25 protein-coding genes and 1 riboswitch are annotated in these 26,753 nt (G+C 25.2%); of the genes, 22 read left to right on the forward strand and 3 right to left on the reverse strand.

Annotation, left to right across the window (positions count from 1 at the left end; all coding sequences use genetic code 11):
* Window positions 1-83: 83 nt before the first annotated feature.
* The 3 genes from I4U66_RS02705 (at window position 84) to I4U66_RS02715 (ending at window position 1,569) form a co-directional block, all read left to right on the forward strand.
* Window positions 84-329 carry a hypothetical protein gene (locus I4U66_RS02705; RefSeq protein ID WP_195581004.1) on the forward strand — a complete coding sequence of 82 codons (246 nt, stop codon included), beginning with the start codon at window positions 84-86 and terminating at the stop codon, window positions 327-329.
* Window positions 292-771 (forward strand): hypothetical protein, encoded by a 480-nt coding sequence (locus I4U66_RS02710; RefSeq protein ID WP_195928420.1) that lies wholly within the window; start codon window positions 292-294, stop codon window positions 769-771. The genes I4U66_RS02705 and I4U66_RS02710 overlap by 38 nt, the downstream gene beginning before the upstream one ends.
* A gap of 384 nt (window positions 772-1,155) precedes the next feature.
* A complete protein-coding gene (locus I4U66_RS02715; protein ID WP_195237047.1) occupies window positions 1,156-1,569 on the forward strand; it encodes a universal stress protein in 414 nt (137 codons plus the stop codon).
* Between the two features lie 677 nt (window positions 1,570-2,246).
* On the opposite strand, the gene I4U66_RS02720 is transcribed toward I4U66_RS02715, so the two are convergent.
* A complete protein-coding gene (locus tag I4U66_RS02720) occupies window positions 2,247-2,636 on the reverse strand; it encodes a DUF2500 domain-containing protein (protein ID WP_243278771.1) in 390 nt (129 codons plus the stop codon).
* A gap of 359 nt (window positions 2,637-2,995) precedes the next feature.
* On the opposite strand from I4U66_RS02720, the gene I4U66_RS02725 reads away from it, so the two are divergent.
* The 4 genes from I4U66_RS02725 (at window position 2,996) to I4U66_RS02740 (ending at window position 6,324) form a co-directional block, all read left to right on the forward strand.
* Window positions 2,996-3,709: a polyphosphate polymerase domain-containing protein gene (locus I4U66_RS02725; protein ID WP_240275970.1), complete on the forward strand. Its 714-nt coding sequence runs from the start codon at window positions 2,996-2,998 to the stop codon at window positions 3,707-3,709.
* Between the two features lie 15 nt (window positions 3,710-3,724).
* The gene (locus I4U66_RS02730) at window positions 3,725-4,396 is read left to right on the forward strand and encodes a DUF4956 domain-containing protein (RefSeq protein WP_195928421.1); all 672 of its coding nucleotides are present in this window, start codon (window positions 3,725-3,727) and stop codon (window positions 4,394-4,396) included.
* A 219-nt stretch (window positions 4,397-4,615) separates the two neighbouring features.
* Window positions 4,616-5,266: a sigma factor gene (locus I4U66_RS02735; protein WP_195928422.1), complete on the forward strand. Its 651-nt coding sequence runs from the start codon at window positions 4,616-4,618 to the stop codon at window positions 5,264-5,266.
* Between the two features lie 14 nt (window positions 5,267-5,280).
* Window positions 5,281-6,324: an anti-sigma factor domain-containing protein gene (locus I4U66_RS02740; protein ID WP_207743600.1), complete on the forward strand. Its 1,044-nt coding sequence runs from the start codon at window positions 5,281-5,283 to the stop codon at window positions 6,322-6,324.
* Window positions 6,325-6,535: 211 nt separating this feature from the next.
* On the opposite strand, the gene I4U66_RS02745 is transcribed toward I4U66_RS02740, so the two are convergent.
* Entirely contained in the window at window positions 6,536-7,246 is a 711-nt protein-coding gene (locus tag I4U66_RS02745; RefSeq protein ID WP_195928424.1) for a manganese catalase family protein, read from the reverse strand.
* Window positions 7,247-8,532: 1,286 nt separating this feature from the next.
* On the opposite strand from I4U66_RS02745, the gene I4U66_RS02755 reads away from it, so the two are divergent.
* The 9 genes from I4U66_RS02755 (at window position 8,533) to I4U66_RS02795 (ending at window position 16,285) form a co-directional block, all read left to right on the forward strand.
* On the forward strand, window positions 8,533-8,694 hold the full coding sequence (locus tag I4U66_RS02755; RefSeq protein WP_243278772.1) for a hypothetical protein: 162 nt from the start codon (window positions 8,533-8,535) through the stop codon (window positions 8,692-8,694).
* A gap of 260 nt (window positions 8,695-8,954) precedes the next feature.
* Complete coding sequence (locus I4U66_RS02760) at window positions 8,955-9,119, forward strand: hypothetical protein (RefSeq protein ID WP_330615388.1); 165 nt, start codon at window positions 8,955-8,957, stop codon at window positions 9,117-9,119.
* Between the two features lie 841 nt (window positions 9,120-9,960).
* Window positions 9,961-10,944, forward strand: a complete 984-nt coding sequence (locus tag I4U66_RS02765; protein WP_195237054.1) for a linear amide C-N hydrolase — start codon at window positions 9,961-9,963, stop codon at window positions 10,942-10,944.
* A 510-nt stretch (window positions 10,945-11,454) separates the two neighbouring features.
* Window positions 11,455-12,663, forward strand: a complete 1,209-nt coding sequence (locus I4U66_RS02770; protein WP_195928426.1) for a S41 family peptidase — start codon at window positions 11,455-11,457, stop codon at window positions 12,661-12,663.
* Between the two features lie 267 nt (window positions 12,664-12,930).
* On the forward strand, window positions 12,931-13,227 hold the full coding sequence (locus I4U66_RS02775) for a YciI family protein (RefSeq protein ID WP_195581013.1): 297 nt from the start codon (window positions 12,931-12,933) through the stop codon (window positions 13,225-13,227).
* A 338-nt stretch (window positions 13,228-13,565) separates the two neighbouring features.
* Entirely contained in the window at window positions 13,566-14,138 is a 573-nt protein-coding gene (locus I4U66_RS02780; RefSeq protein ID WP_195928427.1) for a helix-turn-helix domain-containing protein, read from the forward strand.
* Window positions 14,139-15,209 carry a hypothetical protein gene (locus I4U66_RS02785; RefSeq protein WP_195928428.1) on the forward strand — a complete coding sequence of 357 codons (1,071 nt, stop codon included), beginning with the start codon at window positions 14,139-14,141 and terminating at the stop codon, window positions 15,207-15,209.
* 169 nt (window positions 15,210-15,378) lie between these two features.
* Complete coding sequence (locus I4U66_RS02790; protein WP_092926355.1) at window positions 15,379-15,984, forward strand: superoxide dismutase; 606 nt, start codon at window positions 15,379-15,381, stop codon at window positions 15,982-15,984.
* Between the two features lie 154 nt (window positions 15,985-16,138).
* Entirely contained in the window at window positions 16,139-16,285 is a 147-nt protein-coding gene (locus tag I4U66_RS02795) for a hypothetical protein (RefSeq protein WP_207743601.1), read from the forward strand.
* A gap of 28 nt (window positions 16,286-16,313) precedes the next feature.
* On the opposite strand, the gene I4U66_RS02800 is transcribed toward I4U66_RS02795, so the two are convergent.
* Window positions 16,314-16,772 carry a hypothetical protein gene (locus I4U66_RS02800; RefSeq protein ID WP_195928430.1) on the reverse strand — a complete coding sequence of 153 codons (459 nt, stop codon included), beginning with the start codon at window positions 16,770-16,772 and terminating at the stop codon, window positions 16,314-16,316.
* A 126-nt stretch (window positions 16,773-16,898) separates the two neighbouring features.
* Here I4U66_RS02800 and I4U66_RS02805 point away from each other — a divergent pair, with 126 nt between their 5' ends.
* The 6 genes from I4U66_RS02805 (at window position 16,899) to I4U66_RS02830 (ending at window position 26,751) form a co-directional block, all read left to right on the forward strand.
* Entirely contained in the window at window positions 16,899-17,861 is a 963-nt protein-coding gene (locus I4U66_RS02805) for a GIY-YIG nuclease family protein (protein WP_195928431.1), read from the forward strand.
* A 137-nt stretch (window positions 17,862-17,998) separates the two neighbouring features.
* A riboswitch (purine riboswitch) is annotated at window positions 17,999-18,099 on the forward strand.
* Between the two features lie 78 nt (window positions 18,100-18,177).
* Window positions 18,178-19,506: an NCS2 family permease gene (locus tag I4U66_RS02810; RefSeq protein WP_195928432.1), complete on the forward strand. Its 1,329-nt coding sequence runs from the start codon at window positions 18,178-18,180 to the stop codon at window positions 19,504-19,506.
* A 183-nt stretch (window positions 19,507-19,689) separates the two neighbouring features.
* Window positions 19,690-20,397, forward strand: coding sequence for a metal-dependent hydrolase (locus I4U66_RS02815; RefSeq protein ID WP_195928433.1), 708 nt, complete (start codon window positions 19,690-19,692; stop codon window positions 20,395-20,397).
* Between the two features lie 143 nt (window positions 20,398-20,540).
* Window positions 20,541-23,765: a DEAD/DEAH box helicase gene (locus I4U66_RS14810; protein ID WP_195928434.1), complete on the forward strand. Its 3,225-nt coding sequence runs from the start codon at window positions 20,541-20,543 to the stop codon at window positions 23,763-23,765.
* A gap of 135 nt (window positions 23,766-23,900) precedes the next feature.
* Window positions 23,901-24,905 (forward strand): PocR ligand-binding domain-containing protein, encoded by a 1,005-nt coding sequence (locus I4U66_RS02825; protein ID WP_166505225.1) that lies wholly within the window; start codon window positions 23,901-23,903, stop codon window positions 24,903-24,905.
* Window positions 24,906-25,086: 181 nt separating this feature from the next.
* Window positions 25,087-26,751 carry a propanediol/glycerol family dehydratase large subunit gene (locus I4U66_RS02830; RefSeq protein ID WP_166505226.1) on the forward strand — a complete coding sequence of 555 codons (1,665 nt, stop codon included), beginning with the start codon at window positions 25,087-25,089 and terminating at the stop codon, window positions 26,749-26,751.
* Window positions 26,752-26,753: the final 2 nt, after the last annotated feature.

Below are 26,753 nucleotides of genomic sequence, written 5' to 3' on the forward strand. Positions count from 1 at the left end.
TTGTATAATATCAATAAATGAGATGGTTATATGTTAAATAATTTAGATACTAATTTATTGGGGAAAAGATTGGGGGATTATATTTGATAATAACAACTTTAGTTGAGAATACTACAATATCAAAAGAATATAAGAAAAAACATGGATTGTGCTTACATATTAAAACTAGAGAACATAGTATTTTGTTTGATGTAGGTCCAGATGATACATTTATAAAAAACGCTAGAAAGCTAAACATTGATATTTCTGATGTTGATATAGTTATTATTTCTCACGGACTATACTTCAATAATGAAGTTTGCAAAATATTATGTAGGGCTAGATGCTAAAATTAAGAATAATCATAGAATTGTTTTAATTGATGGTAATTATAAATTAGATGATAGTATATATTTATTTTCAAATGTTAAAGGAAATAATTTAATTCCAAATTCAAATAAATCACTACTAAAAAAAGAAGAAGATAGATATGTTCAAGATAATTTTAATCATGAGCAAAATCTTATTTTAAAAGAAAACAATAAATATACACTTATTGCAGGTTGTTCTCATCGTGGTATAACTAATATTATAGAAACAGCAGAGAAGATAATTGGTAACAATTTAGATATGACTATTGCTGGATTTCACTTGTTCAATACTGTATCAATGAAAAGTGAGAGATTTGAATTTATTGAGTTAATGAGCGAGAAACTATCAAATAAAAATATGGATTTTTATACTTACCACTGTACAGGTATAAAGCCATTTAGTATACATACTATTATATAGTTAAAAATGGTTTAAATACATTTAGAGATGAATTAATAAAATTAAGTTTGACTTTTCTTTATTTTGATAGGCTTTACAAGGATTGAAGATATTAGATTTTTTTTAACTATTACCTAAATACAAATTTAAGTAATAGTTTAAATTTGCATTCTTAAATTTTATTATTTATAAAATACTTATAAAACAATGAACTAAATCCTCCTATTCTAGAAGTTATAATAGAATCAATAAGTTCAATCATTGGCATAATAACCATTCCTTTTAATTTTTAAATTTTTATAATAATTTGGGAAATGTTTTCCAAAAAAGACTATTTTTCTACAATATTTTCTGATAATATATTAATTATACAGTTAATATTTCTTAAAAAGGATGTGTTGAGAAATGAAAAAAATATTAATTCCTATTGATGGAACAGAAAGAAGCCAAAAATCTTTAGATTTTGTATCAAATAATTTTTCTAAAGATGAAGTTGAAATAGTATTGATAACTGTTAGTGATATTAGCTTAACTAATATTACAAATCCAATGATTATAGACATGAAGATAGAAAAATCTCAAAAAGAAGCAGGTATTATGTTAGAAAAGTTTAAGAATAAATTGCAAGGATATAAAGTAGAAAAATATTGGATATTGGGAGATCCAGGCAAAGAAATTATATCAAAATCAATAGATGGTAAATTTGATGAAATAATAATGACCAAATCTACTAAAAAGAACTTTATTGATTCTATAGGTTCTGTAACTTTATATGTGGTAAAAAAATCTAAATGTACAGTTACTATAGTACCTGAATAGTAAGAGGATTAAATTTTAAAGATTAGATAATTAAAGAAAATATATAATAAATGCAAATAATATAGATAAAAATAAATCAAAATTAGTATAATAATTAATAAATAAAATTTCATAGAAAAGAAAAAAGAGCGTATTTACTAAAATGTAGCAATTTCAATAGATACACTCTTTTTTTACTATTTTGAGAATTTTAATTTAGAAACTTGTTATAAACTTTATGTATGAAGAATTATTATATATATCTTTAGAGTTTTTATAAATAAAGTAAGTGAACAAAAGCTTACTACTAAAATTTCAAGAGTTAAAGCTATATATATTATCTAACTTATAATTAGATATTTTATTTTAGAGGCTTAGAATACACTTCTTTTAAATAATTAAGTCTATTAAGCATTTTATTTAAGTTTTTATCAACACTTTCATGTATTTCTTTTCCTTCATAACCTAATTCTTTATTTACATCAAATATTTGTTAATTCAGAACTAATTATATTATAGCCATTAAGTATGTTTATAGTTTCATATTCGCCATTTATATAATTCTCATAACTATCTTTTAGATATTTCTCAAATAATAATTCCCCTATATCTGTTTTATTAGTCGTAGATGTTTTAATTATAGGATAATTATTCAATAAAACCTGTATAAAAATTTATAAATAAACATATTCTGGAGATTAAATATCTCTTTTAAACTCTAGATATCTACTCCCTTGAAATTTCAAAGTCCCTACATCTCCCTCAACAATCATACCAAATTCTTTTCCTGAAACACTAAACTCCATTCTATCAGTACTTTCAAACTCAAATGTAATATAATAGTTTGTAGATGAACCTCCGTTATGATGTACTCCATTTGAGTCAACATGTCCAGCGTGTCTTATAACTTCACTTCTTTTAGAAACAACTTTACTTTTTACATCTAATATAGGTTGTTTATTATTGTAAGACCATTGATTAACACCTCTAATTATATTAATTATAATTGTACCTAAAATAAGAAAAAAGATTATAAAAAACATGACCGTAAATAAGTCAAAAGTTGGATCAAAAAAATACATATCCATAATAGATACCCCTCATTTCGTATATATTTTAAAAATGTAATTTATGCTAATTTTAAACTATAGATTCATTTATGTGGTAACAAAAGAGATACATTTTTGATTATTCTTAAAAAATACATCCTAAAGAAATATAGTAAAAAAGCCCTTAAAATCTAAATAAATAGATTCTAAGGGCTTTAACTTTATGTAAAATCTATAAATATATTTATTTGATAAATCTTAAATGAGCATTCATAGTATCAGTATATTCTAAATTAATTATATTTTTATTTAAAAATTTCTTTAATATTAGAAAAAAGTCCCTAAATATTTAAAAAAAATTGTATTATATATCGAAAGATAATTTAGGAGGTGAAAATATGAGTAATATTGACATGTTATCTGTATCAAGAAAAGAAGTAAAGTTTTTAGTTTCTCTTATAGATAGAATTTACTTGTTAAATTATTTAAGTAAAGTATTAACTCCAGATAAATATGGTGATTATAATGGCTATAAAACAAGAAGTGTATATTTTGATAGTATTGATAATGAAGATTTTACACAAAAGTTAGTAAAAACTGAAAAAAGAAAGCGTGTAAGACTAAGAATATACAACACTACGGATACTTTTGCTAAATTTGAAATTAAGCGAAAACATTTAGACAGAGAATTAAAAGAAAGTATAACAATTTCTAAAGAAGATGCAATAAAGTTAATAAATGGAGATTATTCTGTACTATTAAAATATAATAATAATCCTCTTTCACATTATGCATTTAATCTAATGAAAACTCATAATTATAGACCAGTTTCTATGGTTGAGTATGATAGGAGAGCATTCACACATGAAAGCTTTAATACAAGAATAACTCTTGATAACAATTTAAGGTATACAAACTTTAATTATAATTTATTTGATGAAGATATAAACTTCAAACAAGCTATGCCTAAGGATCAAACTATTCTTGAAGTTAAATATGATAGATTCTTGTTTTATCAGATACAAGAAATTTTATCAAAATGTAATTTTATTGGGAAGCCTCCAAGCAAGTATGGAACATCAAGACAATTATTAAATAGATATTATTATTAGACAGGAGATGATATTATGAATCAAATTTTAAAAGGAAATATAGATATAAACTCAATAATTCAAAATGCACAAACACCAAAATTTATTATACAAAGTATTATCATGACTATTGTTTTTTCTGCAATAATTTATTATACATATAAGCTTTCATATGATACGCTAAATTATAATAAGAAATTTAATATAACACTTGTTATGATAGCTTTTATAAGTACTGTTCTTATGGATTTAATTCAAAGTAATTTAGCCATATCTCTAGGAATGCTAGGGTCATTATCAATAGTAAGATTTAGAACAAATATAAAAGATTATAGAGATATAGGATTTATTTTTTGGAGTATGTCAGTAGGTCTTGCATCAGCCACACAAAATCTTTTTTTATGTCTAATAAGCTCTTGTTTAATAGCTTTATTTATGATTATTACGGGAAAAGAAAGTAAGTGTGGAAATAAATTATTGCTAGTTGTAAGAGGTAAAGAAGTTAATTTAAATATAATTCAAGAGATACTTGATAAATATAAAATTAAAAATAATATAAAAGCTAAAAATATATTAAGTGATTCCTTTGAAATAGTTTACGAGATAAAGGTATCAAATAATCAAGATAATTTATTGATAGATGACTTACTAAAGTTTGAAAAAATAGATAGTGTAAATGTATTAGCACCAAGTACAGAAGTTATATAAAGTACAAAAGCAGATAGTTTACTAAAATATCTGCTTTTACTTATTGGATGATATATAAATTAATAATTTAAATTAAGAAACTTCTATTAGTAATGTAATTGAACATTACTAATATTAATTTTATCAATAAGAAAAGTATATGTAGTTAATTAAATAGAAAGTTATTTATTATATAAAACTAGCAAATATATTTCAAGAATCAGGATGGGAATAATAATTATGTCAAAAGAGGTATTTCTAAAGGGTGATATAAATGAGATCGTTGAAGAAAATATCGGATTTATAATAAATACAATTTCAAAAGTTACAGGTAAATATGTTTCAATTGAAAATGACGATGAATTTAGCATAGGCCTTATGGCTTTTGTTGAAGCATTAGATAAATATAATCAAGAAAAAGGTCCATTTTTATCATTTGCAAAGATAGTAATTGAAAGCAGAGTAAAAAATTATTTAGTAAAAGAGAAAAAAAAGGTTGATGTTGTATCAATAGATTTATATAAGGAGATAGGGATAGACATAAATAATATCTTATATAATCCAATTGAAGATAAAACAGAACTTATAAATGAAATACAACAATTTAAAGAAGAACTTAATTTATTTAAATTAACAATGGAAGATTTAATAAAAGAGGCACCAAAGCATAGTGATACAAGGGAAAATGCTATTAATGTATCAAAGAAAGCAAGTAAATACCTTGAGGTTACTGATTTTATGTATGAAAAAAAGAGACTTCCAATAAAAAAAATCTCTTTAAAATATATGGTTACAGAAAAAGTGATAAAGAGAAGTAAAAAGTTTATAATTTCACTTATAATAATTTTCTTTAAAAAATATAGAAACCTAATGTTATGGATAGGGAAATAGAGGTGACTAAGCTTATGTATTACAAAGGTATCGTTATGGAATTAAACAAAGACCATGCAATAGTTATGATAAATAGTGGGGATATATTAAAAATAAAAATTAAAAAGGGGTTATTGATTGGGGATGCAATTATATTTACTGAAGAAGATATAATTAAAGAAAGCAAAGTTATAGAATTTAAAAATAAAAAATGGATAAAGCCATTGGTATTAGTTGCATCAATTTTCTTTATAATTATATTTAACTTTTCAGGTAAAGACAAAGAACCTATATCTAATCCATATGCATTAGTGACATTAGATATAAATCCAAGTATAGGGATTGAAGTTGATGAGAATAAAATAGTAGTTAATGCAAAAGGTTTAAATAAAGATGGAAAGAAAATGAATATGAAAGATTTAAATGGGAAAAGTCTTGATGAAGCAACTAAGATTATTAGATCCTATGTACAAAGTAATAAAGATATAAAGAATAAAGATTCAATGATAGTAGGGTTTGCATTTTTAGAAAATACAAACAATAAAGTATTTGAAAAAAATATCCAAAATATAATAAGAAAAAACTTTAGTGGAGTTGAAATAGTTTATATGTATGGTTCATCACAAGATAGAGAAAAGGCAATTGAAAAAGGGATAAGCCTTGGAAGATATAAAGTAGATGAGATAATAAATGAAGATTTATTAGAAGATACTATAGAAAATATGTCTGTTGATGAGCTTATAAATCTACTAAAAAATAAAGCTACTCCAGTTTATTTAAATAAAGAAATAAAAGATGAACTTGAAGATAGATATGAAGACAATAAAGATAATGACGATAGTGATCGTGATTATAATGACAGCAACAAAGATAATGACGATGATAAAGATCGTGATTATAATGACAGTAACAAAGATGACGATGATAAAGATCGTGATTATAATGACAATAACAAAGATGATGAAAAAGATCGTGATTATAATGATAATAACGAAGATGATGACGATAAAGATCTTAAATATAAAGATAATAACAAAGACGATGATAAAGATCATAATTATAATGATAATGATGAATAAAAAATATAGACTTATAATTAAAAAACAATAAATGTAAAAATATGGTACAATTTACAAATAAATTTAATTTCAATTAGTATCTAAAACACATTTAAAGTAAATATATCTAGGAAAAATGCCCTTGAAATCCATTTATTTGGGTTCTAAGGGCTTTAACTTTATTTTATAAATACCTAATTACAGTGTATATTTTAAATTGATATACTTAATGTTACTTTTTAGAATTTTTTCCAACTGGAATACTATCATTATTTATAGGGTTATCAAATGATGGTGGTGTAATATTTATTTTAGTATCATGGTTAGGCCCAGGAGTAGATAAGTCAAAATACAACTTAGAATCTTCTGTAACCCCAAAGTCTTTATTTGAGCCTGTATCTTTAACTTTATTTAATGCATCTCTAAATAAAGCATTATGTGCTTCCTCTCTATTAAGTAAGAAATCAATAGTTTCTCTAACGTATTTATCTTCAATTTGTCTATATAAGTATTCATATACAACTTTTGCTCTTTGCTCTGATGCTATATTAGATAATAAATCTGCAACTAAATCACCTGTTACAGTTACATAATTTGCACTCCATGGTGCTCCTGATGAATTTATTAATACAGGTGATAATCCAGTTAATACATGTGTCTCTATCTCTCCTGAATCAACAGCCTTATAATCTACATCATGTCCGTTAAGTAAGTTTATAGTTTGAGCTACCATTTCCATATGACTAAGTTCTTCTGCAGCTATATCTAAAAATAAATCTTTTATAACAGGATCTTTTATTCTAAAACTTTGTGCCATATATTGCATAGCTGCTTTAAGCTCTCCATTACCTCCACCTAATTGTTCTTGCATTAAAACTGCATATTGAGGGTTTGGTTTTTCTACTTTTACTTCTCTTAATAACTTTTTATCATGCTTAAACATTTAAATATGTACCTCCATTTGATCTTTGGTTAAAAATATATTTTCCAAATTAATGGAAATTATTCTTATTTGAATAAATAATGTGTTAATTTTAACTTTATGTAAAGTAGATAATTAATTCCTAAAGTAAAATTTAAGATATATTTAGAATTATTATATGGATTGTAAATTATTTTTCAAAGATATATTATTAAAGTAATACAAATTAATGGGGGGTTCGATGGATAAATACAATAAATTATTTAAGTTGACAAGGGCATTAATATACCTATTTATACTTTCCGTACTTGTATTGATTTTTAATGGATTTATTATAGGAGAGGGAGAAATAGTACAGTATAGTATAAGTTTTTTTGTCATAAGTTTTATTTCATGCTTAGTCATAGGAGGAATTTCATTAATAATAAAAATCATATATTTAAATTCAATGGATAGAAAAAGAAGATTAATTAATGCTTTAAAAGATTTTTTATGTTCATTTATAGTATTATTTATTTTAGAGTTTATTCTGAAAAGTTCAAGTATAAATTTAGGTAGTATTTTTAGTATAAGTTTTGGAAGCTCGGTAGGAGTAAATTTTGGAGATTTAATATTCTTTAAGCGTAAAATTTAACTAGTCACTAAGAAGTTTTTATATATAGTAAAAACTTATAGAAAATAATCAGTATAATCAATTCTAGGGAATTTTTATATTAATTAAGGGACAAACATTTACACACTCATAAATAACTTGTTTTTGTTATATTTTACTAGAGTTCTTAAAATCTAAGTTCGATGAACAGGGTAATCCATTCCCTATACTGCATATGAAATTAAAATTATATTATAACTAAATAAATATAAATAGAGTAATAATATTATTACTCTATTTTTCATTCAAAAAACATATGATTTAATGAACATATTCAATTATTTGGTAATTGGAAAATAATTGAATATTTAGTATAATATAATAAAGTTTGCAAACGTTATATTACAGGAATTAGAACTTTATTATATTATTAAGTAAATATAAATTTGAATTGGAGAATAATATGAAACCAAAATCTAAATACAATATAAAAAAGGGATTTAATATATGTTATTTTGCATTAGTTTGTTTTTGTTTCATTTTAACTATTATTAGGTGGATTAATAGTTTTAATAGTGATATTGTATTTATTAATAACACTATTACTTCACATATATCAAATTTTTCTTTAAGTATGCTTTTTTACTTGGCTTATGGTTATATTATGGTCTTATTTGATATTAAATTTCGGTATGTAATTGTATTAGGTATAAGTTTGATTTTAGGAAATTTTGCATATGAATTATTTTTAAGCATTATAAACACGAAAGATATTGTTGATGCTATATATGGGTTAGCAGGATCTTTATTATCATTTATATACTTAGTGTTAATGAAGAAATATGGATTGATTTTAAATGAACAAGAAGATAAATAATATACCAATCTATCACTTGGATTTATGAACAATTTTAATATATTACGAATTATTATTTTTAAATATAAAAAGGCTAGAAATTGATGTATTTTCAATGTTTCTAGCCTTTTTACTTACTATCTATCACGAAGTTATCTAACAGAGCTATTTTTAAAATTTATCATGAAAACACCTGTTTTAGTGTACATATACAAAATGCTAATTATGTAAAGCTATCGGAAGATGAAATAAATACTGTTCTTACCGATAATCAAGAGAAGTTGAATCTTACTAATAAACAGACGCAAGGTTGGCATAAAAAATGTATGTGTCTTGTAGAATTTGAAAAACAAAGTAAGATGGATGACTGGTTAATAATAGATAAAATTGAAGATGTATTGGTTGGAACAAGTATCCCATACAATTATGATAAATTAAGATTCTAAGAGTATTTTTCTAGATATCTTTAAATGTTTTTTAAGATTAGTTAAAATTAAATTTAATAATAATTTAAGCTTAGTTTAAGTTTAGTTTAATTATTATGATATATTATAATAATTAAAAAAACTAGATTTCTAGAAAGGATCTGATTAAAATATCACAATTAATTGCAATAATTACCGCTATTTTAAGCTTATTGAATTACTCATTTTGGACAAACAATAATCTTGATTCTTTATTTAAATTATTTAGTGTAAGTGCACAAGGATTGTTAGTAATATTTACACTTTTTGCTATGATATCTTATTCTGGAAAAAAGCTTACATTCAATTATAGAAATTGTCCTTATAAAGTATTCACTATAAGATATTCAATATTATTAATTTCATTATTAGGAAATTTATCTATGTTTATTGTCTTATTCCTAAACTTTATAGGAAAAATAAATGCTTTGTAATTTAATTATAATATAACTATTTACTAAATTTCACTTTAGAGATTAGTTACGTATTTTGTATAAAATTAATGACATTAGGACACATTTAAGTGGAATTAAACAGGGTATATATGATAAAACTTTACAACAAGTATACACGGTCCTTTAATAATAAAAATTGATTAAGGAATAGATGATAAAAGAAATACTTACGTATATAAGCAAAATTTAAATAGATAGTTTTTTATAAGGAAGAGTACTTGAACTAGAGTAAATTTAATGTCTAGACAGAGTACAGGACAACTTAAAGGGAAAATTAATAATAGAAATTTTTCTGTTTTGAATGGATAATCTTGGGTATAAAAAATATTAAATAAAAGATTATAATAAATTGACAGGAGATGATTTAAATGTGTACGCATGTTCACATTTCAAGCAACAAAAATAACTTTTATTGGGGAAGAACTTTAGATACTTCTTTTAATCCATTTGATATTGGTTCAAAAGTAACTATTGTTCCTAAAAATTTTACTTTAGATACACAAAGTAAACCATGGAAAACAAAATATGCTTTTTTAGGTATAAGTCTATCAGGCTCTACTTTATTTTTTGATGGAGTAAATGAAAAAGGACTTGCTGGAGGACTTTTATTTTTAAATGCATGTACATGGGATAAAAAAGACAACATAGAAAATGAAGGACTTACAGCTATTAATAGTGGTGAAGTAATTCCTTGGATTTTAAGCAACTTTGAAAATGTTAGTGATATAAAGAAAAATATATCAAAAGTTGCAGTTACTGGTGATGATATTCCTGCATTAGGAGAGTTAGGTAAAGGAAACCCTATCACTGCTCATTATACTTTTACAGACAAGATGGGTAATTCAGTTGTATTAGAACCAACAAATAATGGACGTTTTAGAGTTTTTGATAATAATGTAGGTGTAATGGCTAATGATCCAACATTTGATTGGCATATGACTAATTTAGCAAATTATATTCAAGCACAAGGATTTAATAGACAACAAAATCATTTAAACAATAAAACTGTAATTACGCCAATTTCAAATGGTACAGGTCTACTTGGATTACCAGGAGATTATACTTCACCATCAAGATTTGTACGTGCAGTATATTTAAGAAATCTTATAGGAGAAGTTAGTGATGAAGAATCACCTGCTCAATTATTTAGTATTTTAAATTCTGTTTGGGTTCCAAAGGGAGTCGAACGCTTTTTTGAAGAGAAAGATGACTCAGATTTTTCAAGTTATATGTGTGCATATGATCAAAATTTAGGTAAATTATATTTACGTGTTTTTAATCATATAGATACAATGGAATTCTCTTTAGAAAATGTTAGAGAAAATGAGCTAGTAACTTATTCAGTTAACTAGAAATTAAGGAAAATAATTTTTATAAAAAGTATTAAAAAAGATTAACATATAGATATCAGATGGTTTTAGTGTATATAGTAATAACAAGCAAAAAATACATAAGATATTGTTATATACGTTAAAACCAACTAAAAAAGAGTATGTTTGCTGAAATATATTAATTTCAACAGACATACTCTTTTTTAGTTATACCTATTATTTAAGTTTATATTTTAATCAAAGTTTATAGCCATTAAAAATTACAAATGAATTTTCATCTAAGAATATATATACTTTATTTAAAGAATGAATTACTTGTTGTTTACGGTAAATATCGTAAATAAGATTAAGTTATGATGATGTCGATGTTACTAAGTATATGGTCAAAATAACGGTTAATGATAGTGAGCATGTTAAGATTTGGTTGGATTATAATGATAAATATAAAAAGAAGGTACTAAAGTTTATAAATTCAAAGTAAATATATAAAAACATTCTTTTACTTGTATTAAGGTTAATTAGGGGGATTGTATGAGGAAAATAATAAAATTAATTGTAATAATTTTTTTATTATGTCTATTAATTGGATGTAGCAGTAATGATAAATTAAAAGAATTAACTAAAGAAGAAAAAGTACAGGATTTTGATTATTATATAAATACAATGAAAGAAAATTACGGCAACTTCGATGTATTTTATAATAAATACAATACAGAATACTTAGATTTATATGATGTTTTTAAAGAAGAAGTAGAAAACAGTAATAGCAATGAAGAATTTTATAACATAATGAACACTTTAATAAATTTACTTGGAGATGGTCATACCAATCTAATACCACCAGATATCATAGATTGGTATATAAATTTATATAAAGGAAGCTATCAAGGTAATGTTTTAAATGATAAAGATTTAATAGATAAAAATAAAAAATGGAAAAACTACATAGGTGAAAATAATAATTTACAAAGTTTAAATAAAAAAATTAATGAAAAGATTTCTAAAAATTATAAGGGTAATATAGAAACAAAGATAATTGATGATGAGATAGCGTATATTAAAATCAATAGTTTTGGTGAATTTACTAATGAAGATATTAATAAAATAAATGAGTTATATAAAGAGATTAATAATTATAAGGACTATATTATAGATATAAGAGGTAATGGAGGTGGTAATAGTAAATTATGGATTGACCATATAGTAAGTCCTATAGTAAACAATACATATGAAAGCACAACATATGCACTTCATAAAGATGGAAAAATAACAAAAGAATATTATGAAGCAAGAGGAAATGATTTAAAGGATATAAATAAATTTCCTAACAAGGATATGTTAAAAAAAGTGAGAAATATAGAAGATTTTAAATATTACACTGAATATAAATTAAAATTTTCTAATGAAAGTATATTTGATGGTATAAAAAATAAAGAAGGTTATAATGGAAATATATATTTATTGGTAGATAAAAGAGTATTTTCAGCAGCTGAAGGATTGGCTATATTTTGTAAAGATAGTGGCTGGGCAAAAGTTGTAGGAAATGAAAATAGCGGTGGGGACGGCGTAGGTATTGACCCTATAGTATTTAAACTACCAAATAGTGGTCTAGTTGTTAGAAGTACAGCAGAGAAAGGTTTAAATGCAGATGGAAGCAGTAATTTAGAAAATGGAACATCATTAGATTTATATATGAATTCCTTAGATGATTTAATCGAGTATATAAAAAATGATAATTAATAGTTGTAATACGTTCAGCAAATCTAGGTACAGAGAATTAATAGATAAGTATAGCAAAGAAGGGTGGTAGAAGTTTACTAAATTTAATTACAAACTCTATCTTAGTAGGTATATTACAAAAACTATGAAAGAGTTGTTTTATTTTGTTTAGTTAATAGTTTTTAAATGTATTTTTAAGGGTATTTATCATTTTAAATAAGTTAAGTCTAATTATAGAAATGCTAGTCAAATATATTTATCATACATAGTTAAAGGAGCATAATAAAAATGAAGTATTTTATTGTTGAAGGAAAACTAAAAAATAAAAATCCAATTGATGAAAATATCATGAAAAAGCACATGGCTTATTCTCAAAAGGCAATGGATGAAGGATTAATATTAATGGCTGGACTTAAAGAAAATATGAGTGGAGGACTATTTGTTATGAAGGCAGAATCTATTGAAAAAATAGATGAGTACCTATCTAATGAGCCACTTAAACTTTCTGGTATACAAGATTACAACGTTATAGAATTTTTACCTCATTATTTTAATCAATCGCCTAGTGAATGGTTTAATAACTAATTTATAAAAAATTAATTGAACGTATTTATAAAACTAGTATGTAAAAGGTAGATAAAATTAAAAATAGACTATAAAATAACTGTACTTTAGTGATTTAAATATATAAATGCTAAAGTTCAGTTATTTCTTTAGTTTATATATTCTACAAAATATATCTTATTTGGTAAGTTTTCTATTCTTATATATTTTACAATTATACTATAATTAAAGAGTTTAGAATAAGATAGTTAATATTTATTAATAAGGAGGAACGAAACGTTCCTCTTTTTTATTTAATAAATAACCCAATAATATTGAATAATAACCCAAAATGGGTTATTATTTAATGGGTGATAAAAATGGATAATTTAGGAAAAAAACTCAAAGAAGCTAGAAAAAGAAAAAATATAACTCAAGAAGAACTAGCTAAAAGGATTGGAATAAGCAAACATGCAATAGCAAAATATGAACAAGGGCAAAGAGAACCTAATTTAAAAATACTTACAAGTATTATAGATGAACTTGAAATGGACTTTTGGGAAGTAGCACAAGATGCTAATTTAGAAATAGAAGCAGCACCTCCTTATGAAGAAGGTATTAAATTTGGTGATGAGGTATATGAAAAGGCTATGAAAAAGCTAGATGGAATGTTTAAGGAAAAGGATATTAAGTATCTTGATAAAGAGGAAATGTTAAAGAAGGTGCTTTATGAAAATAGAGATTTAGGAGTTAACAGAAGGCTTATTTCTATGTGCCATAAGGAGTATTGTAAGAGGTTTGGTGTTAAGAACAATGGTGTTATAAGCTTTGATAGTTATACATATTTTGATGATTTTAAGAGGGAGTTTTATGATGACCTTGTAAGGGCTTTATTGTTTACTGTTGAGCTTAAGATGAAGGAAGCTGAGGATAGAATAAAGAAGGAGAAGTAAATGAGCAATATACATATAGATTTAAATGATATACATGAAAGAGAATTACATCCATTTTTAGTAAGGTATCTTGCTAAAAAGATGAACATATATACAAAAACTATATTTCACGAAGTATCAACTAAATTAGGAAAAGGAAAAAGTGAATGGTTACATCCAGATATAGTTGGTTTTAATTTACCAGTTGAAAATTGGGATGAAAAGGTATTAGAACTTTGTGGTAACTTTTCTATAAATAGAGCTACTATATACTCTTTTGAATTAAAAAAAACTATAACTATAGAAACATTAAGAGAACAATTTTTCCAGGCTGTATCTAACTCTAGTTGGGCAAATGAAGGGTATTTGGTAGGTGTTGATATAAATACTGATGATATAGAACTAATGCAAGAGATAAAGAGATTATCTAGTGCATTTAATATAGGAATTATAAAATTAAATTTGATTAATGTAGAAGATAGTGAAATATTAATTCAACCAAGAAGAAAAGAAAAACTTGATGGTGAAACTATAAACAAGTTATTTAGTATAAATAAAAACTTCAAAGATTTTGTACGAGTAGTATTACATAGCATAAAGATAAATCAAGTGGTACATAATGGGCTAGACAAAGTAGTATCAGAAAAAGAATTAAATGATATATTAGATGTGGATAGACCAGAAGGTATAAAAGATGAGGGTGAAAATTCTCCTAGTACAGATATAAACAGTGAGTGTTTAGGATTAGATTCTGATTTTACAGGAAAATCTCCAAACTGTATAGAAATAGAGAGTAATAAAATAACTGTTTCATTTTGGAAAGATATCTATATAAAAGTGTGTGAGTATTTAATAGATAGAGATAAGGAAAAGTTTATAAAAGTGGCTATGGACATAAGAGGAAAGAAAAGACTTTACTTTGCAAGAGAAAGTAGTACTATGAAAGCACCGTATTATTTAAGTGAAGTAGATTTATATTTAGAGATAAATCTAAATGCTAATAGTATTATGGGGATAGTTAAGAAGTTGTTGATTGGATATGAAATTAATGAAAGTGAAGTTAAAATATATGTAAATAAAAATAATATATAAATAAGATTAAAAATTAGAAAACAAACTAAAATATTGTTAAATATATTTTACTTGGGTATAAATATAAGAAAATAAAAATATAATAATGAAGTATTTACTAAAAATCAATAGGAATTAGATACTTATGTTTTTTTAATAAGTACGAGCATTAAAATAAGAGGTGTTTAAAATGTTTGATAAAATAGTATTACCTTATGGATTTCACGATTTAGAACCGTATATAGACGAGGATACTTTAGAAATTCACTATGGAAAGCATCTTCAAACTTATGTTAATAATCTAAATAATATATTAAAAGGCTATGAAGAATTTACTAAAGGAAAAACATTAGAAGATATATTAAAAAATGTATCTAGTTTACCAGAAGAAATTAGACAGTCTGTAATAAATCAAGGTGGTGGAGTTTACAATCATAATTTATATTTTGCAAATTTATCTCCAAACCCTTGCGAAATACCAAAAGGAGATTTACTAAATAAGATAAATGATACTTTCGGTAGTGTTGAGAACTTAAAGAGTGAGTTAAACAAACTTGCTATATCTAAGTTTGGTTCAGGTTATGCATCTTTACTTATGGATGAAAATAAAAATTTATATGTAAAAGCTACATCTAATCAAGATACAACTCTTGAACAAGGGTTAACACCTATACTTACAATAGATGTTTGGGAACATGCTTATTATTTAAACTATCAAAATCGTAGAGCTGAGTATGTTGAAAATATATGGCATGTAATTGATTGGAGTAAAGTCGAAAAATTATATGAGAAGTAGATGATATTTTGAGATAAAATAACATATAAAGATAAGTAAGAGCTACCTCATCAGAAATATTTTTAACTTAACACTTATTATAAATAGGTTCTAAAATCTGTGGGATTTTATCTAACTAATTTATCATAGACTTTGTGAAATGGATAATTATACATTGGAAAATGAATTAGCATATGCTATATTTGATTTAGTAGATGAAGGTAAAAGGCTACTATATGAAAAGTATAATTCAGATGAATATAATATTGATGTAAATTGTGGTGAAGTAAGAGGTGTTATACCAGACATGATGAAATATTAAAAAATAAGGAGGAACGATTCGTTCCTCCTTATTTTTTATCTTCTATTACACCTATTATATCTGTTCCTACCAATGAATCCCCTCTAAAACGTTCTTCAATTAATAACTTCACCTTATCTCCAACTTTTAAATTATTCTTTTCTAAGCTTTTATATAAATCAGACTTTTCGATTGGCTCCTCTTTATAAACTCTTTCCCTACCTTCACTATCAGTATATTCAATTTCTAAGTCCCATTCTTCATAATCGTATATTTTTTTCTTTTCCTTTACTTTTTTCGTTGTTCCATCTTCTTGTTTAACCTTTTTAGTAACTTCTTTTGTTTCCCATTTACCCTCTTCAAATTCCATTTCAGTAATAATACCTGTTGTTTCAAAGTTTTTAGAAGTAGATTTTATAAAAAATATAGAATATATGAAGTACACAGGAATTGCTATAATTACTATAGCTACAGCAATAATTATTAATGTATAAATTTTTTTCCCCATAATATATCCTTCCTTTAAACAATAATATATAATAGTCTAACAAAATAAGATATTTAAATCAATAAATCATTAAACTATCTATATTTTTATTGTATAATCATAAAAAATAAGCTATTGGAGGATATTATGAATTTAAAAGAAAAAATAAATAGCTTTCCAAAAACACCAGGTATATATCTTATGAAAGATAAAAATAACAATATAATATATGTAGGAAAATCAAAAAAGCTTCAAGATAGAATAAAAAGCTACTTTGCAAATTCTAAAAATCACTCAAGAAAGATACAAAGAATGGTAAAGGGAATACATGATATAGAAATAATAAAGACAGATACAGAACTAGATGCACTATTACTAGAATGTGAGTATATAAAGAAAATAAAGCCAATGTACAATACTCTAATGAAAAACCATGAAAATTACTCATATATAAAAATAGATACAAATAAAGACTACCCATACCTTGAAGTAGCTAAAGAAATAGATGATAATAGCATATACTTTGGTCCATATACAAAGTTAAGTAACCTAGAGAAAATAAAAGAAATACTAAACGAAAACTATAAACTAAGAAGATGCAAAAAAATGAATAAGTGTATAAACTATGACTTAAATAAATGTATAGGACCTTGTAGAGAAAAAATATCTAAAGATGAATATGATAAAATAATAAAATTAGTAATAAGTGATTTAAAAGGTGAGAGCGATAATATACTTAGCATACTAAAAGATAATCTGAATAAAGAAATAGAGAGTCTTAACTTTGAAAAAGCATCTAAGATAAAAGACGATATGGACAAGATAAAAAGCTTAATTAATAAGCAAAAAGTAATAAATAGTAGTATAGACAAAAATATAAAAATTGCATTAAATGAAGTTAGTGAGGACACTTATAAAATATATATTATCTACAGAGGTAAAATAATAAAGTCAGAGATAGTTAAAAAAGATGTAATTGATAAAATTGACACAGAAAAATATATAAAAGAAAATGTAGATGAAAAAAATTATATAAATGATGATTTTAATGAATGTGTAGATAAGTACGACTTAGATTTTATGAATATAATTTATAATTACATAAAATAGTTCGGATTTTAATTTAATTTTTGAAAAATAATATAAAATTATATATTAAAATATGAAAATATAACTAAAATTTTATTAAAAATACAAACCTTTAAATAAAAATATTGATAAAAATTCAGTGATGATGTATAATTAATTCAAAATATAGATATATTATTCGTATAATATGGTGATATGGTCCATATGTTTCTACGAACTCGCCGTAAATGAGTTTGCTATGAATAGCTACACATACTTATAGACTAGATTTGTAAGATATATGTTCTATTCAATTAGAATATATATCTTTTTTTAAATTAAAATCTAGGAGGAAAGTATGATAGCACAAAAACAACAAAGTAAGGCATCTTTATCTTTTTTGGATAAAATATTTAAATACACTGAACGTGGATCAAATGCAAAAACTGAAGTAATAGGTGGAGTTACAACATTTTTAACTATGGCCTACATAGTATTTGTAAACCCTGCAATACTATCTGATGCAGGGATGGATAAATCAGCACTTATAACTGTAACAATACTTGCTACTGCTATTGGAACATTAATATTTGCATTTTTAGGTAATGCACCTTTTGCACTTGCACCAGGTATGGGGCTTAATGCATTTTTCACATATTCACTTGTTATTGGAGAAGGGGTTCACTGGACACAAGCTCTAGGAGTTGTATTTATATCTGGAACGATATTTTTAATTTTAGCAATAACTGGAGTTAGAAAATATATTGCAGATGCAATACCAAAAGAACTTAGCATAGCATCAGCTGCAGGTATTGGATTGTTTTTATCATTTGTAGGACTTAAAGGTATGGGAGTAATAGTTGGTAATCCTGATACATTAGTTGCTTTAGCTGATTTTACACCAACAGTTTTAATAGCTTTATTTGGACTTGTTTTAATGGGAATATTTGAAGTTAAAAAAGTTAAAGGTGGAATTTTAATAAGTATTATTGTAACAACTGTTTTATCTATAGTATTAGGATATGTAGAACTTCCTACATCTATAATTTCAGCTCCTCCAAGTATAGATCCAGTTGCTTTTAAGCTTGATATATTAGGGGCACTTAAGTTTTCATTAATAGGACCAATATTTTCATTTATGTTTATAGATATGTTTGATTCTTTAGCATTTTTAATAAGTTGTTGTAAGCAAATGGGACTTGAAGATAAGGATGGTAACATAAAAGGTTTATCAAGAATGTTATATGCAGATGTTACGTCTACTTTAATAGGTTCTATGCTTGGAACAAGTACTGTTACTACTTTTGGAGAATCAGCAGCAGGAATAGCAGCTGGTGCTAGAACAGGTCTTGCATCAGTAGTTACAGCTTCACTATTTTTAATAACATTACTATTTACACCACTTTTAGGTGTAGTACCATCTTATGCTGCATCTCCAGCACTTGTAATGGTAGGAGTATTTATGTTTTCAAGTATTAGACAAGTTGACTTTAATGATAGTAAGATTGCTGTTAGTGCATTTGTAACAGTTTTATTAATGCCACTTACTTATAGTATTAGTATAGGATTATGTTTTGGATTTATTTCATACATTATAATGCATGTTGTTTCTAAGGAAACTGAAAAGATTAGCTTAACACTTTGGATAATAGGAGCATTATCTGTATTAAATTTAATGCTTAGTTAATATAATTAAATAAAATTAAAAGAGCTTCTTAAAATTTTAAATATTTTAAGAAGCTCTTTTATTATATAATAATTATTTGACTAAAGTAGATTTTAATGTGTATATTATATAAGTATTAAAATTAGAATTAATAGCTTTAGGATAAGCTAAATAAAAGATAGTATATAGACTAGGAGAAATATAATGAATGGAACAACACATAAGTGTGGTGGAGTAGCGCTAGCAACTCTTACGGTGGTAGCACTAGGGGGATTTAAAAATATATCAATAGAACAAGGTGTAATGTTAGTTACAGGAGCATCTTTTGGAGCATTACTACCAGATATAGATCATAAAGGTAGTGAGGTAGGTAAAAAACTAAAGCCAATATCTAAATTTGTAGCAAAGCATACAGAACACAGAGGATTTACACATACCTTAGTAGCAGCACTTATAGTAGCTATACTTTCCCTTGGTGGCATATATATACTTAAAAATTTCTATACTAAAGACATAACATCAAGAGTAGCAATAGGAATAATTAGTGGATTTTTAATATGGATAGCATTAGATACAGCACTAAACTCAATGAGACCTAAATTTGTACATAACAAAAAAATAAAAAAGTTATTAGATTTAGAATATCCATCTTTAATAGTGTTAATAGTTTTATGTACAATATTTTCTAATATGATTTATAATAGTTTAGATATATTTGCTTGGGGAGTGACTGTTGGATATATTAGTCATCTTCTTTTAGATATGTTAACCCCAACAGGTGTACCAATACTTTACCCATACAGTAAACATAGAATAAGTGTGGCAAATATTAAAACTGGTAAGCACGAAGGGATAGTAAGTGCAATTTGTAATATTATAACAATATTTTGTTTAATTATATTGTTTACTTAAAGTTTAATATAATATATAGATTATTATTTAAAAATATATAAAAGGTCTATGCCTAATTTATTGGGGTAGACCTTTTATATCGTATTAAAGAATACAATGTATGATATAATACAAAATAGTAAAAGGTAGTTAGGGGTGAATTCGTGATACTAGATAAAATAAATTCAAATGCAAAAAAAATAACTAATATAACTAGATGGAGTAGAGGACAAGAATACTATGAAATAGGAAATGTATACAACCTAAATATATTTATAGAAGGTAAATATATATGCATACATTCAATAGTAGAAGGATCTAAGGCATATATAGACTATAAAAATGAATTAGCTTTAAATCTAGAAAACTTAGCCCTTGAAGATACCTCTTGCACATGTGATGATTATGTTAAAAATAAAAAGCCTAATGGTCATCCATATATGTGTAAACACTTAGTAGCAACATTTTTAGAAGCTATTTATGATATAAAACAATCAAAAGAAGAGTTTCCACTTGAAGCTTTACATGAAAATATAAAAAGTATAGAAACAATAGATATAATAGAAAAGAAAACTCCACAAGATATGATACTTGAAAGTATAGAGACTGAAGAAAAAATAAATCTAGAGGTATTAATAGATACATCTACAAATCAACAATATGCAAAAGTTGAATTTAAGATAGGAAAAAACAAGATGTATGTTTTAAAAAGCCTAAGTGATTTTACAGAAGCTAGAAAATTTGGAAGTAGCATAATTTATGGAAAAGACTTTAAATATGAGCCTAAAAAACATACTTTTTCATCACAAGATGAGGCAATAGCTTCATATATAGATGAAATGGTAACTATAAACGAACAATTTAAAGTATTACAAAAAGATAAAGATCAAATAGAATTAGTAGAGGGAAAAATTTTAAATATAATTGGAGATTCTTTAAAAAGATTTTTAACTACTTTAGGAAATAAAAGAATTAAGATAAAAATAGATGACATAATATATGAACCTAATATACTTTATAAAGACTTACCAATATCTTTTAATATAGAAGATAAAAATGATAAATTAGTTATAAGTAGTGATGAAAATATGCCAATTCCTTTAAATGAAAAGGCAGATGTATTTTTCTATAATGGAGATATATACCTACCTTCAATAAATCAATATAGTTCATATAAGCACTTTTATAAGCATTTAAAAGAAGATAATAGTATAAAATTTGATAAATCAAAAGCACAAGAAGTTATAACTAAAGTAATACCAAAGTTAGAACAAGCTAGTTTAAATGTATCAATTGATGAAAACATAAGTAAAAAGATAAGAAAAGACTTAAATACTAAGATTTACTTAGATAGAAAAAAAGATTTAATAATTCTTGATTTAAAATTTATATATGGTAATGAAAAAGAAAATAAAGATTACTATATAATAAGAGATGTTAACAAAGAAAATAATATAAAAGAAGTTTTAAATAATTTAAAATTTGAAGAAGAAACTGATAATAAGTTTGTATTTGTAGGAAGTGAACTTGATTTATATATATTATTAAGCGATAAAATAAGAGAACTAAAAGAAATTGGTGAAGTTTATTATTCTGATAAGTTTAAATATAATATAATAAATCCAAATATAAATGCAAGTATAAATGAAAATAATGATAGAAAGTACTTAGAAATTAACTTTAATATTGAAAATGTCGATGAAAAAGAGTACAAAAAAATATTAAAAGCCTTTAAGGAAAAGAAGAGATTTTTCAAGCTTAAAAATGATACTATAATAGATTTAAAAGATGATAAAGTACAAGAATTTTTTAAATTATTAGATACATTAGTTGGTGATTTAAGTAAAGATATAAGTAGTAGTAAGTTAAAGATAAATAATAACAAAGCTATATATTTAAATGAACTTTTAAAAAATGATGAATTAGAATTTATAAGCGGAAAAGAGTATTTAAAATCAATATCAGATAAAATAAATACTATTGATAGTATAGATATTAAAGTACCTAAAAATCTAAATGCAACATTAAGAGATTACCAAATAGATGGGTATAAGTGGCTTAACACTTTAAATCATTATGAATTTGGTGGTATACTTGCTGATGAAATGGGACTTGGTAAAACTATACAGACAATATCTTTTTTACTTTCAAAGGAAAATAAAAAAAGTCTAATAATAACTCCAACTTCCCTAGTACATAACTGGAAGGATGAAATAGAAAACTTTGCTCCAAGTATGAAAGTACTAATTATGCATGGAGATAAAAATCAAAGAATTAAATTATTTAAGGAAATTAGTGAAGTAGATGTAGTACTTACTACATATTCAACTCTTAGAAATGATTTTGAGTATTATGAAAAAATGTATTTTGATTATTTAGTAATAGATGAAGCTCAAAATATAAAAAATCCATTTGCTAAAAACACAGAATGTGTTAAAAATATAAATGCAGGGGTTAAATTTGCTTTAACTGGAACACCTATTGAAAATAATTTAATAGAACTTTGGTCTATATTTGATTTTTTAATGCCAGGATATTTATTCAATAGAAGGTCTTTTGAAGAAAAATTTATAAAAGGCGATAATAAAAATATAGATGAACTTAAGAAAATGATAAATCCATTTATATTAAGAAGACTTAAAAAAGATGTTTTAGAAGAATTGCCAGAAAAAATTGAGAAGAAGTTCTTCGTTGAAATGAACAAACCTCAGAAAAAAGCATACACAGCACTTGTAAATGACATAAACAAAAAAAGGGAAAATGAAGAGTTCAAACAAGATAAAATAACTATATTTTCATATTTAACAAAGCTTAGACAGCTTTGTCTAGACCCATCTATACTAATAGAAGACTATAGTGGTGGAAGTTCTAAAATTGATGTTTGTTTAGAATTAATAAAAGAAAATATAAATGAAGGACATAAGATATTACTATTTTCTCAGTTTACATCAGTACTTAAAAATCTAGGAGATAGATTAGATAAAGAGAATATAAATTATTCTTATTTAGATGGTTCAACTAGTGCAAACAAGAGAATAAACCTTGTTAATGAATTTAATGAAGGTGATAAAAATAAGGTATTTTTAATATCCCTAAAAGCAGGAGGAACAGGTCTTAACTTAACAAGTGCAGATATTGTTATACATTTTGACCCTTGGTGGAATCCAGCTATTGAAGACCAAGCAACTGATAGAGCACATAGATTTGGTCAAAAAAATGTTGTAGAAGTCATAAAGCTTATAGCTAAAGGAACTATTGAGGAAAAGATTATAAAGCTTCAAGATGATAAAAAAGATTTAATTGAAAATATTATAAGTGGTGATATGAATAACTCTTCATTATTATCTAGTTTACGTGAAGAGGATATTAATGAACTATTTAGTTTATAGATGAAACATTAAAGGAGGAACGAATTGTTCCTCCTTATTTAGTATGCTTAGTATTAAGGTATTGAAAAAGTTTGCACATAACAATATAATAAAGACATAAAAAGAGTCTATAAAATGTAAAAAGGATGTGTCACATTGAACAATACATTATCATTAGAAAAAATAATAAACATAGAATCATTCCAAAAAATACAAGATGATATAGCACAAGCTACAGGAATAGCTATAATAATGGTTAATTACGAGGGAAAGGCAATAACAAATCATAGTAATTGTACTAAATTTTGTTCTATGATTAGAAAAATAGATAGATATTCAGCCATTTGTGAAAAATGTGATTCAAGAGGTGGACTAGAATCTGTAAGAATGAAAAATTCATATATATATATATGCCATAAAGGTTTAGTAGACTTTGCTGCACCAATAATAGTTAAAGATCAATACTTAGGTGCTGTTATGGCTGGTCAAGTTCTACTTGAAGATAATGAAAATATCGAATTAGAAGAAATTGTACGGGTAAATAAAGACTTTGATAATTTAGGTGAAGATTTAAAAAAAGAGCTAGAAAAAGAATATAAAAACTTACCTGTTGTTAGTATTACGAAGATAAAAGCCATAGCACAAATGATGTTTCATATTAGTAACTATATAGTGGAAGAAGCAATTCTTAAAATGTCATTAAATGAAGCTAGTCATAAATTAAAAGAAGAAAATAAGAAAAACCAATTAGAAGAAGTGAATATAGAAATAGAAGAAGAAAACATAGATGAAAATGTTAATTTAAAGATTAACGAAGAAAATGAAATTAAGTCACCTATAATACAAGCTATTGAATATATTGATAATAATATAAATGAAAATATAACTTTGGATAAGATATCACTTGTTTGCAATTTAAGCCAATGTTACTTTAGTAAGTTATTTAAAAAAGAAACTGGATTAAATTTTATAAACTACTTAAATTCTAAAAAAATATCTAAAGCAAAAGAATTACTAGTAAGTACAGATGAGCCAATTAATAACATAGCAATAAATCTTGGATTTGAAGATTGTGGTTATTTTATAAGAGTATTTAAAAAGTCAGAAAACATTACCCCAAAAAAATATAGAGATTTACATATTAAAAATAGTTCTATTTAAATATAGGACTATTTTTTTATTTAAAAATACATAAAAGACAAAATAATCTTATTTAAATACGTATAAATTGATAAAAAAATCACATATAAAGGCAAAATATTGTAATGGAATAAATATAAAAATAAGTTAAAATTATAACAAGTGAAACCGAGAAAACGATTTAACTAAGGGAGATGAGAATATGAAGTCAAAAAGATTTGAAGTTTTAGCTAAGCGCCCAGTAAATCAAGATGGTCTTATTGGAGAGTGGGCAGATGAAGGATTAATAGCAATGGGTAGCCCAAATGATCCAAAGCCTTCTATAAAGATAGAAAATGGTAAGGTAGTTGAGTTAGATAGTAAAAAAAGAGAAGATTTTGATATGATAGATAGATTTATAGCAGACTACGCTATAAATTTAGAAAAAGCAGAAGAATACATGAATTTAGATTCAGTTGAAATAGCTAAAAAATTAGTAGATATAAATGTTTCAAGAGAGGAAATAGTTGATATAAGTACAGCTATAACACCTGCTAAGATTGTTGAAGTTGTATCTCATATGAATGTTGTTGAGATGATGATGGCACTTCAAAAGACTAGAGCAAGAAAAACTCCGTCAAATCAATGCCATGTAACTAACCTAAAAGACAATCCAGTTCAAATAGCAGCAGATGCAGCAGAAGCAGCAAAAAGAGGATTTTCAGAACAAGAAACTACTGTTGCAATAGTTAGATATGCACCTTTTAATGCATTAGCTATACTTGTAGGTTCTCAAGTTGGCCGTGGAGGGATATTAACTCAATGTTCTGTTGAAGAAGCTACAGAACTTGACTTAGGAATGAGAGGTCTTACAAGTTATGCTGAAACAGTTTCAGTATATGGAACAGAGTCAGTATTTACAGATGGAGATGATACACCTTGGTCAAAAGCATTTTTAGCATCTGCTTATGCTTCAAGAGGATTAAAAATGAGATATACATCAGGTACTGGATCAGAAGCATTAATGGGATATGCAGAAGGTAAATCAATGCTTTATTTAGAAGCAAGATGTATATATATAACTAAAGGTGCTGGAGTTCAAGGACTTCAAAATGGAGCTGTTAGTTGTATAGGTATGACAGGAGCTGTTCCATCAGGAATAAGAGCTGTACTTGCAGAAAATCTAATTGCATCTATGTTAGATATAGAAGTAGCATCTGCAAATGATCAAACATTCTCACATTCTGATATAAGAAGAACTGCGAGAACTTTAATGCAAATGCTTCCAGGAACGGACTTTATATTCTCAGGATATAGTGCAGTTCCAAACTATGATAATATGTTCGCTGGATCAAACTTCGATGCAGAAGATTTTGATGACTATAATATACTTCAAAGAGATTTAATGGTAGATGGTGGACTTAGACCAGTAAGTGAAGAGGAAATAATAGCTATTAGAAATAAAGCAGCAAAAGCTATACAAGCAGTATTTAAGGAATTAGGATTCCCTGATGTAACTGATGAAGAGGTAGAAGCTGCAACTTATGCACATGGAAGTAAAGATATGCCAGAAAGAAACATAGTTGAAGATTTAAAAGCAGCAGAAGAAATGTTAAAAAATAAAATAACTGGACTTGATATAGTTAAAGCGTTAAGTAAACATGGATTTGATGATGTTGCAAATAATGTATTAAACATGCTTAAGCAAAGAGTTACAGGAGATTATTTACAAACATCAGCTATATTAGATGAAAACTTTGATGTTATAAGTGCCGTTAATGACATTAATGACTATAAAGGTCCTGGAACAGGATATAGATTAAGTGAAGAAAGATGGAATGAAATAAAGAATATACCTAATGTAATAAAACCAGAAGATATAGATTAAGG

The sequence above is a fragment of the Romboutsia sp. D33t1_170424_H2 genome, assembly GCF_015669105.1.
GTDB lineage: Bacteria > Bacillota > Clostridia > Peptostreptococcales > Peptostreptococcaceae > Romboutsia_C > Romboutsia_C hominis.

Bases quoted from the DNA above. Each gene is read 5' to 3' on its own strand.
- I4U66_RS02810 (WP_195928432.1), top strand. From the start codon at position 18,178: ATGATAGCACAAAAACAACAAAGTAAGGCATCTTTATCTTTTTTGGAT.
- I4U66_RS02730 (WP_195928421.1), top strand. From the start codon at position 3,725: ATGAATCAAATTTTAAAAGGAAATATAGATATAAACTCAATAATTCAA.
- I4U66_RS02745 (WP_195928424.1), bottom strand. From the start codon at position 7,246: ATGTTTAAGCATGATAAAAAGTTATTAAGAGAAGTAAAAGTAGAAAAA.
- I4U66_RS02715 (WP_195237047.1), top strand. From the start codon at position 1,156: ATGAAAAAAATATTAATTCCTATTGATGGAACAGAAAGAAGCCAAAAA.
- I4U66_RS02780 (WP_195928427.1), top strand. From the start codon at position 13,566: ATGGATAATTTAGGAAAAAAACTCAAAGAAGCTAGAAAAAGAAAAAAT.
- I4U66_RS02815 (WP_195928433.1), top strand. From the start codon at position 19,690: ATGAATGGAACAACACATAAGTGTGGTGGAGTAGCGCTAGCAACTCTT.
- I4U66_RS02805 (WP_195928431.1), top strand. From the start codon at position 16,899: ATGAATTTAAAAGAAAAAATAAATAGCTTTCCAAAAACACCAGGTATA.
- I4U66_RS02790 (WP_092926355.1), top strand. From the start codon at position 15,379: ATGTTTGATAAAATAGTATTACCTTATGGATTTCACGATTTAGAACCG.
- I4U66_RS02720 (WP_243278771.1), bottom strand. From the start codon at position 2,636: ATGGATATGTATTTTTTTGATCCAACTTTTGACTTATTTACGGTCATG.
- I4U66_RS02740 (WP_207743600.1), top strand. From the start codon at position 5,281: ATGTATTACAAAGGTATCGTTATGGAATTAAACAAAGACCATGCAATA.
- I4U66_RS02785 (WP_195928428.1), top strand. From the start codon at position 14,139: ATGAGCAATATACATATAGATTTAAATGATATACATGAAAGAGAATTA.
- I4U66_RS02830 (WP_166505226.1), top strand. From the start codon at position 25,087: ATGAAGTCAAAAAGATTTGAAGTTTTAGCTAAGCGCCCAGTAAATCAA.
- I4U66_RS02800 (WP_195928430.1), bottom strand. From the start codon at position 16,772: ATGGGGAAAAAAATTTATACATTAATAATTATTGCTGTAGCTATAGTA.
- I4U66_RS02710 (WP_195928420.1), top strand. From the start codon at position 292: ATGAAGTTTGCAAAATATTATGTAGGGCTAGATGCTAAAATTAAGAAT.
- I4U66_RS02735 (WP_195928422.1), top strand. From the start codon at position 4,616: ATGTCAAAAGAGGTATTTCTAAAGGGTGATATAAATGAGATCGTTGAA.
- I4U66_RS02775 (WP_195581013.1), top strand. From the start codon at position 12,931: ATGAAGTATTTTATTGTTGAAGGAAAACTAAAAAATAAAAATCCAATT.
- I4U66_RS02770 (WP_195928426.1), top strand. From the start codon at position 11,455: ATGAGGAAAATAATAAAATTAATTGTAATAATTTTTTTATTATGTCTA.
- I4U66_RS02725 (WP_240275970.1), top strand. From the start codon at position 2,996: ATGAGTAATATTGACATGTTATCTGTATCAAGAAAAGAAGTAAAGTTT.
- I4U66_RS02765 (WP_195237054.1), top strand. From the start codon at position 9,961: ATGTGTACGCATGTTCACATTTCAAGCAACAAAAATAACTTTTATTGG.